The organism is Phenylobacterium sp., assembly GCF_030654915.1.
Classification (GTDB): Bacteria; Pseudomonadota; Alphaproteobacteria; order Caulobacterales; family Caulobacteraceae; genus Phenylobacterium.
On record NZ_JAURWM010000281.1, the window covers coordinates 1 to 7,116 of the forward strand.

At 68.1% G+C, this 7,116-nt stretch carries 10 protein-coding genes; 8 read left to right on the forward strand and 2 right to left on the reverse strand.

Translation table 11 applies throughout. From position 1 onward, the window contains the following. Window positions 1-949 (forward strand): helix-turn-helix domain-containing protein (locus Q7T84_RS14925; RefSeq protein ID WP_304810351.1); only part of this gene is annotated, 949 nt, incomplete at its 5' end. Window positions 950-1,236: 287 nt separating this feature from the next. Here Q7T84_RS14925 and Q7T84_RS14930 read toward each other — a convergent pair. Further along, window positions 1,237-1,668 (reverse strand): PaaI family thioesterase, encoded by a 432-nt coding sequence (locus tag Q7T84_RS14930; protein WP_304810353.1) that lies wholly within the window; start codon window positions 1,666-1,668, stop codon window positions 1,237-1,239. A 65-nt stretch (window positions 1,669-1,733) separates the two neighbouring features. Between Q7T84_RS14930 and Q7T84_RS14935 the strand changes: the two genes are divergently transcribed. Genes Q7T84_RS14935 through Q7T84_RS14945 form a run of 3 tightly spaced genes read left to right on the forward strand, consistent with a single transcriptional unit; the run spans window position 1,734 to window position 3,693 of the window. Further along, on the forward strand, window positions 1,734-2,213 hold the full coding sequence (locus Q7T84_RS14935) for a hypothetical protein (protein ID WP_304810355.1): 480 nt from the start codon (window positions 1,734-1,736) through the stop codon (window positions 2,211-2,213). After that, entirely contained in the window at window positions 2,210-2,914 is a 705-nt protein-coding gene (locus tag Q7T84_RS14940) for a hypothetical protein (RefSeq protein ID WP_304810358.1), read from the forward strand. Before Q7T84_RS14935 ends, Q7T84_RS14940 begins: the two co-directional genes overlap by 4 nt. After that, entirely contained in the window at window positions 2,911-3,693 is a 783-nt protein-coding gene (locus Q7T84_RS14945) for a site-2 protease family protein (RefSeq protein ID WP_304810360.1), read from the forward strand. Before Q7T84_RS14940 ends, Q7T84_RS14945 begins: the two co-directional genes overlap by 4 nt. Before the next feature lie 66 nt (window positions 3,694-3,759). Here Q7T84_RS14945 and Q7T84_RS14950 read toward each other — a convergent pair whose 3' ends face one another. Further along, entirely contained in the window at window positions 3,760-3,960 is a 201-nt protein-coding gene (locus Q7T84_RS14950; protein WP_304810362.1) for a hypothetical protein, read from the reverse strand. 127 nt (window positions 3,961-4,087) lie between these two features. On the opposite strand from Q7T84_RS14950, the gene Q7T84_RS14955 reads away from it, so the two are divergent. From Q7T84_RS14955 to Q7T84_RS14970, 4 genes are all read left to right on the forward strand, one after another. Further along, on the forward strand, window positions 4,088-4,933 hold the full coding sequence (locus Q7T84_RS14955) for a phosphatase PAP2 family protein (RefSeq protein ID WP_304810364.1): 846 nt from the start codon (window positions 4,088-4,090) through the stop codon (window positions 4,931-4,933). A 55-nt stretch (window positions 4,934-4,988) separates the two neighbouring features. Then, entirely contained in the window at window positions 4,989-5,420 is a 432-nt protein-coding gene (locus Q7T84_RS14960) for a hypothetical protein (protein ID WP_304810366.1), read from the forward strand. A gap of 4 nt (window positions 5,421-5,424) precedes the next feature. Continuing rightward, entirely contained in the window at window positions 5,425-6,504 is a 1,080-nt protein-coding gene (gene rsgA, locus Q7T84_RS14965) for a ribosome small subunit-dependent GTPase A (RefSeq protein ID WP_304810368.1), read from the forward strand. 113 nt (window positions 6,505-6,617) lie between these two features. Beyond that, window positions 6,618-6,944, forward strand: a complete 327-nt coding sequence (locus Q7T84_RS14970) for a hypothetical protein (protein ID WP_304810370.1) — start codon at window positions 6,618-6,620, stop codon at window positions 6,942-6,944. Window positions 6,945-7,116: the final 172 nt, after the last annotated feature.

A 7,116-nucleotide genomic window follows, 5' to 3' on the forward strand; every position in this document is an offset into this window, starting at 1 on the left:
CGGTTCGCCTGGCTCTCTGGCGATTACCGAAACCGAGCAGATCGAATGCAAGAAGTCGGTAAACTTCGTCATGAAGACTATCGCGGCTTTTGCGAACAACAAGGGCGGTTACTTCGTGTTCGGCGTGGAGAACGGCAGCTTTAATGTCGTTGGCCTTCCGGACGATAAGTTCGAGAATTACGACCTCAACAAGCTCAACCAGAACATTCGGGATCAGCTCGGCATCGGCCTGGAGATCCAAACCGCGACACACCAAATCGACGGAAAGAAGGTGGGGGTCGTCTGGATCGGGCCGGCTCACACCAAGCCTGTCATCTTCATCCACAACGGGGGCGATGTGACCCAGGGCCACATCTACTACCGCTACCCAGGAGAGGATCGGCTTATCAGCCCCACCGACCTGCAGCGCCTTATCGAACAGCGCCTACAACAGCTGTCGCAGACCATCCTCTCCAAGCACCTTGCGAACATCATGCGGTTCGGCATCGAGAATGCAGCAATCATGAACCTCGTCACCGGCGAGATTGACGGCAAGGCGGGCTCGTTCCTGATTGACGAAGCGCTCTTGCCGAAGATCAGCTTTGTGAAGGACGGCGAGTTCATGGAGCGGTCCGGGGCGCCCACGCTCAAGCTGGTCGGAGAAGTCGCTCCGACGAAGGCGACGGTCGTGGCCATCAAGGAGGCGCTGGAGGGCTACCCGCTCACCTACACCGAACTATTCCGTCGGGTAAAGAAGGCGACCGGGGCGAAGCAGGGCGCGATGGACGCGATCATCAAGGCGAAGAAGATGAAGGCCGACAGGGCGTTCGCACACTACTCCTTCCGCGCCAATGTCGACCGCCTGCGCTACGAGGCGACCGGAGTTGTGAAGAAGGGCGCGGCATCCAACTACAACGAATCGGCGGTGCAATTCCTCACAGAAGAGTTGGGCGAAAGAGACGTGCCGTAGGCGTCGAGGCACGCTCGTTCATGAGACGTCCGCTTCGCCGCCCAAGGCCAATTTCCGCTTCTGGCGCGTCGCGGGCGCTCCCGGCCTCGTCAGCGAGCATCGCCTTCCCCCCTTCTCAGTCACTCCGAGGGGCCGCTTTGAGCGGCCAGCAACGCATGGCTACGCAGCCCGTTCGATATATCTGACAGTCTTAAGTTGGAATTGGGTCAGCGTTAGGTTGGTGCACAATCACCGGGTCAAGAGCCCGGTGATGACGAACGGTGGCAGAGTGCGCGGCCAACAGCGCCCTAGGCGCGCGGATAGAGGATGATCTGTGTGCAGCGGAAGGCGGCCATCAGCTTCCCCGTCGCGGCGTCCTCGACCTTGGCGTCCCAGACCTGGGTGGTGCGGCCGCCATGCAGCAGGGTGGCGGTGCAGATCGCCTCGCCATCACGCAGGGTGCCGACGAAATTGGCCTTCACCTCGGCGGTGGTGAAGCCGTTCGCCCCCTCCGGCCATGAGGTCGAGACGCCATAGGCGCAGAGGATGTCGGCCACCGACAGCACCGCGCCGGCCAGCAGATAGCCCGTGTGCGCCACCAGATCCTGGCGCACCTTCCAGCGGCCCACGACCTTGCCCTCGGCGACCTCGGTGATCACCAGGCCAAGGTGCCCGGGCAGCTTGCCCTCGTTGGCCTGGTTCAGCTTCTCGACGCTGGTGTGATTGGTGGTGGCGGCCATGTTTCTCTCCCCTATTTTGTCGGGATCATGCCGCGATTTCCGCAAAGTGCTACAGCCAAGCTGACATGAGCAAAACCACCCGCTTCTGGACCCAGTCCAGCTATCATCCGGCCTTCAAATGCGGCGGCTGGGCCTATGTGCGCGACGACGCCGGCGGCCTCGTCGGTCAGGCCGGCGGCGACCGCTACACCACCCCGGTCCGCATGGCCCTCACGGCGCTGGTCGCGGCGCTGAAGGAAGCTCCCAAGGGCCCGGTCGCGATCTGGACCGACAACGCCGAGGTCGCGCGGGTCGGCGCGATGCTGGCCAAGGGCATGCAGCCGCAGGGCGACGAGGCGCCGCAAGACGACCTCGACCTCTGGGCCCAGCTCGCCGCCGCCCTGCCCGGCCGCCCGGCGACCTTCACCCGTTCGGGACCCGATCCGAAGACTCCGAACGCCTTCGCCGGCGCCTGGGCGGACCTGGCCCGCGACAAGGCCAACGCCAAGGGCGCCTTCGCCTCGGCCATCCCCAAGCCCAATCTCGCCAAGGTCGCCGGACTGTGACCCCGGCCAGCGTCGCCGCCGCCCTGGCCCCGCTGGCGCCGGCGCGCGCGCCGTTCATCATCGGCGTCACCGGCTCGGTCGCGGTCGGCAAGAGCACTTTCGCTGAGCAGCTCCGCGCGGAATTCGAGGGCGCTGAGTTGGTGTGTACGGACGGCTTCCTGCACGCCAACGCCAGGCTGGAAGAGCTTGGCCGGCTGGCCGCCAAGGGCGCGCCCGACACCTACGACCACCTCGCCCTGGCCTCGGCGCTCACCGCCATCCGGTCGGGGCCGGCGACCTTCCCCGCCTATTCCCACGTCACCTACGACATCGATCCGCGCCTCGCCCGCACCCTGGCGCCGCCGCCGGTGCTGATCATCGAGGGCCTGGCCCTGCGCGATCCGGACACCGGCCCGGCCAGCCTGCTCGACGCCCTGATCTACCTGGAGGCCGATGAGGCCGACCTGGAGCGTTGGTACGTCGCCCGGTTCCTGGAGCTATGGGAGGCGGCGAAGACCGATCCCGCCTCCTTCTACGCCCGCTTCCAGCACATGGACCGCGACCAGACCACCGGCCTGGCCCAGATGGTCTGGCGGCAGGTGAACCTGAAGAACCTGCACGACCACATTGTCCACGCCCGCCCCCGCGCCGACCTGATCGTGCGCAAGGGTCCGGGCCACGCCATCATCGCCATCACGCCCAACCGACCGGAGCTGACTTGACCAACCTTCCCGCGACCGACGCCAGCCGGCCGCCGATCAGCCCCAACGCCTTCATCCTGCTGGCGGCCTGGATCGCCAGCGGCGTCGGCCTGCTCATGGTTCCGCAGGCGAGCGGCGTATTCACCTTCGTCTTCGTGATCCTGGGCTGGGTGCTGGCCGTGGTCGCCCACGAGTTCGGCCACGCCTTCATCGCTCACAAGGCCGGCGACCCGACCATCGCCGAGAAGGGCTATCTCAGCCTCGACCCGCTGAAATACGCCGACCTTGGCGTCTCGATCGTGATCCCGGTGATCGCCGTGGTGCTCGGCGGCATCGGCTTTCCCGGCGGCGCGGTCTATCTGCGCGAAGACATGATGCGCAACCGCGCCTGGCGCTCGGCCGCCAGCCTGGCTGGCCCGTTCGGCACCTTCCTGGTGCTGGTTGTGCTGACCGCCGCCATCGGCTTGGCCGCGCCACGCCTGGAAGGCGGCCTGGCCAATCCGCTGATCCCGGCCCTGGCGTTCCTGGCCTTCCTCCAGGCCACCGCCCTGCTGCTCAACCTGCTGCCGGTTCCGGGCCTCGACGGCTATGGGATCATCCGCCCGTGGCTGCCGAAGGAAGTGCGCGAGGCGACCCGCAAGTATGAGGGCCTGGCGATGCTGGCCCTGTTGGCGGTGCTGTTCTTCGTGCCGCCGGTCGCCAACCTGTTCTTCGGCCTGGCCTTCCTGGTCACCCACCTGATCGGCGTGCCGCTGGAAGCCGTGCAGGAAGGCTATCGCACCTTCCGGTTCTGGCGCTGAAGCTAATCCCTCTCCCTCGGGAGAGGTTAGGTGAGGGGGCGCGAAGCGCTCTACGGCGCTAGCTTCCTACCCCCGCGCCACCTGGGTCCGAGGCTCCAGCGGCCCGGCGAGGGTGCTCAAGTGCCGCGCGCCCTGCCACAGCTCGGCGCCGAACGCGTGCGCATGGCGCGTGGCCTGCTCCAGGGCGGCCATGTCCGAGGGGCAGTTCCACTCCTCCACATCGGCGAACCGGCCGACCGAATCGAGCACATAGAGACGATAGTCCATGGGGCTTCCTCCTTACCCAGGAGCAACAGGCCAGGCCCCGGCCAGGTTCCCGCCGCCGGGCGTCTATGGCGCCGCAAGGGAACCTGCTTAAACTCTCGGCGGAATCAAATTCTGGGGACTTGAGACGATGACCAAGCGTGGATGGCTGACGACCCTGGCGGCGTGCGCGCTCCTGGCGGGCTGCGCGAGCACGAGCGGCGCCGGCCCCCAGACCGGGGCGCAGGCCAAGGCCGCGCCCAGTCCGCTCAAGGAAATCATGCCCGGCTACCTGCCGGGCTATCTCGCCCCCGGAACCGCGCCGAACAGCCTGTCGCTCCTGCCCCCGCCGCCGGCCGCCGGCTCGGCCGCCCAGGCCCGCGACGACGAGGCCGCCAAGGCCGCCGTCGCCCTCAGCGGAACCCCGCGCTGGACCCTGGCCACCCACGACGCCGAGCTGAAGTTCCCCAAGGCCGCGCAGACCTTCGCCTGCGCGATGGACGTCAAGATCAGCGAGGCCGACACCCCCAACCTGTACCGGCTGCTGCGCCGCACCCTGGCCGACAACGGCCTCTCCACCTACCCGACCAAGAACAAGTTCAAGCGCGCCCGCCCCTTCACCGTCAACGGCGCGCCGATCTGCACGCCCAATGAAGAGCAGGTGCTGCGCAACGACGGCTCCTATCCCTCGGGCCACAGCGCCATCGGCTGGGGCTGGGCGCTGGTCTTGACGCAGGTCGCCCCCGACCGCGCCAACGAGGTCCTGGCCCGGGGCCGCGCCTTCGCCAACAGCCGGGTGATCTGCAACGTCCACTGGCTCAGCGACACCGAGGAAGGCCGCACCATGGCCTCGGCCGTCGTCGCCAAGCTGCAGTCGGACGCCACCTTCCAGACCGACCTCGCCGCCGCCAAGGCCGAGGTCGCCGCCGCCCGCGCCAAGGGCCTGAAGCCGGACGGCGACTGCGCGGCCGAGGCGGCGCAGCTGGCGGCGGGATGAGGCGCGCCCACGCCTGCGCCCTTGACGCGGCGCGGCGGGCGCCGTTCCGTCCGGCATGCCTGATCCTGCCCCCCTACGCCGCCTGATCGACCTGCCTGGGATCAAGGAGCTTGAGCAAAAGGCGTTGATGAAGCCGCGCTACGCGGACGCCGACGCCCGCGCCGAGTTCCCCGAGATCGACGACTGCTCGCGCGCCATCTTCGGCCTGACCCAGGACGAGGCCGACGACGTCCCGCGCCCCGAGGGTTGGGACCGCGTCGAGCGCCGCCCGCTGCGCGATCAGGTCGAGACCTTCGAGGCCGAGGGTTGGGACGTCACCGACGACAAGCGCCGCCCGCTGCGGATGCTGGACCACTTCGCCCCCCAGCTCTGGCTGGCCCTGCGCGGCGTCGCCGGCGAGCTGCCGTTCCAGGCCGAGGTCGAACCCGACCCGATGAAATCGTCCCTGGCCATGGAAGCCGCCCGCTTCCGCCGCGACCGGCGCTGAGGGCGTGCCGGCCAACCTGATCGCGCAGTATGGATGGTCCGAGCCCCTGGCGCTGGCCTTCGAACCCCACGCGCGCGCCGGCCACACCCCCGGACGGATCGTCGTCCAGCAACGCGACGGCTATCTGGTGCTCACCGACGAGGGCGAGCTGCGGGCCAAGATCTCGGGCCGCCTGCTTCACGAGGCCCGCGAGGCGGGCCATCCGGCCGTCGGCGACTGGGTGGCGCTGTCGCTGAACCTGATAGAGCGCACCGCGACCATCCACGCCATCCTGCCGCGCCGCACGGCCTTCGTGCGTCGGGCGGCCCACCTGCGCAGGCCCCAGATCCTCGCCGCCAATATCGACGTCGCCTTTGTCGTCACCTCGATGAACGCCGACCTCAATCCTCGCCGGATCGAACGCTATCTCGCCGCCGCCTGGCAGAGCGGCGCGCGCCCCGTGGTGGTCCTGACCAAGTCCGACCTCTGCCCCGATCCGCAAGGCCAGGCCGCCGAAATCGCCGCCCTGGCCGGCGACTGCCCGGTGCTGATGGTGTCGGCGCGCCAGGGCCTGGGCCTTGAGCCCCTGCTCGCCCAGGTCGCCCCGCGCGAGACCTGCGTGCTGATCGGCTCGTCCGGGGTCGGCAAGTCCACCCTGGTCAACGCCTTCCTGGGCGAGGACAGGATGGAGATGCAGGCGATCCGCGAGTCCGACGATCAGGGCCGCCACACCACCAGCCATCGCCAGCTGGTCCTGCTGCCCAGCGGCGCCCTGATCCTCGACACCCCCGGCATCCGCGAAGTCGGCCTGATCGACGCCGAGGAGGGCGCCAGCGCGGTGTTCGACGACATCGAGCGCCTGGCCCACGACTGCCGGTTCAACGATTGCGGCCACGCCGGCGAGCCGGGCTGCGCCATCGCCGCGGCGCTGAAGAGCGGGACCCTGGACCCCGACCGATGGGCGCACTTCCAGAAGCTCGGGCTTGAAATGGCGGCGCTGGAAGAAAAGACCGAGCGGGTGGCCAAGGACGTCGAGCGCCGCCGCAACGCCGCCACTCAGAAGACCTACCGCACCACCAAGAAGGACGCCCGCGGCGGCGACTGACCGCCCGGCAGGCGGCGTTGGCCATGCCGTGAACGGAAGATTTTTGCAGAATATGGCCCGCTTTGCCGGCCGAACGGGTTAGGTGAGGAGATCTAGCCTCACGAGAGATGATCATGCCCGCGTACACCATCGTCACAACCAGTGCGACCCAAGGCAGCAACGAGGCTGAGGTGAACACCCTCACCGACGAATTCGTCAACGAAAGCGAAGCCCAGGGCTACTCGCGCCGCATGGCCGACGAGATGCTCACCCTCGCCCACCAGCTCTCCCTGGACTTCGACTACAGCAATGTCGGCCTCTACGAAGGCGACCTGCTCGACGAGGACCTCGACCCCGCCCACCCCGCCTTCATGGGCATGTGGATCCTCGACGAAGAAGGCGCCGCCTTCATCCTCGCCGACGACTTCCGCGAAAGCGTCACCGAGTCCGAGGCCCCCTAAATCCCTCTCCCCAGCGGGGGAGAGGCGCGGAAAAATCCCTCTCCCTCGGGAGAGGTTAGGTGAGGGGGCGCGAAGCGCTCAACAACGCCCCCGCCGCAAATCCGCCAGCCCAAAGACCCCTCACCCAACCTCTCCCCAGCGGGGGAGAGGCGCAAGACATCCCGCCCCCAAC

Excerpts from the sequence above, each read along its gene's own strand:
- Q7T84_RS14930 (WP_304810353.1), bottom strand. The coding sequence starts at position 1,668 with ATGGCCGCCACCACCAATCACACCAGCGTCGAGAAGCTGAACCAGGCC.
- Q7T84_RS14935 (WP_304810355.1), top strand. The coding sequence starts at position 1,734 with ATGAGCAAAACCACCCGCTTCTGGACCCAGTCCAGCTATCATCCGGCC.
- Q7T84_RS14950 (WP_304810362.1), bottom strand. The coding sequence starts at position 3,960 with ATGGACTATCGTCTCTATGTGCTCGATTCGGTCGGCCGGTTCGCCGAT.
- Q7T84_RS14955 (WP_304810364.1), top strand. The coding sequence starts at position 4,088 with ATGACCAAGCGTGGATGGCTGACGACCCTGGCGGCGTGCGCGCTCCTG.
- Q7T84_RS14960 (WP_304810366.1), top strand. The coding sequence starts at position 4,989 with ATGCCTGATCCTGCCCCCCTACGCCGCCTGATCGACCTGCCTGGGATC.
- Q7T84_RS14970 (WP_304810370.1), top strand. The coding sequence starts at position 6,618 with ATGCCCGCGTACACCATCGTCACAACCAGTGCGACCCAAGGCAGCAAC.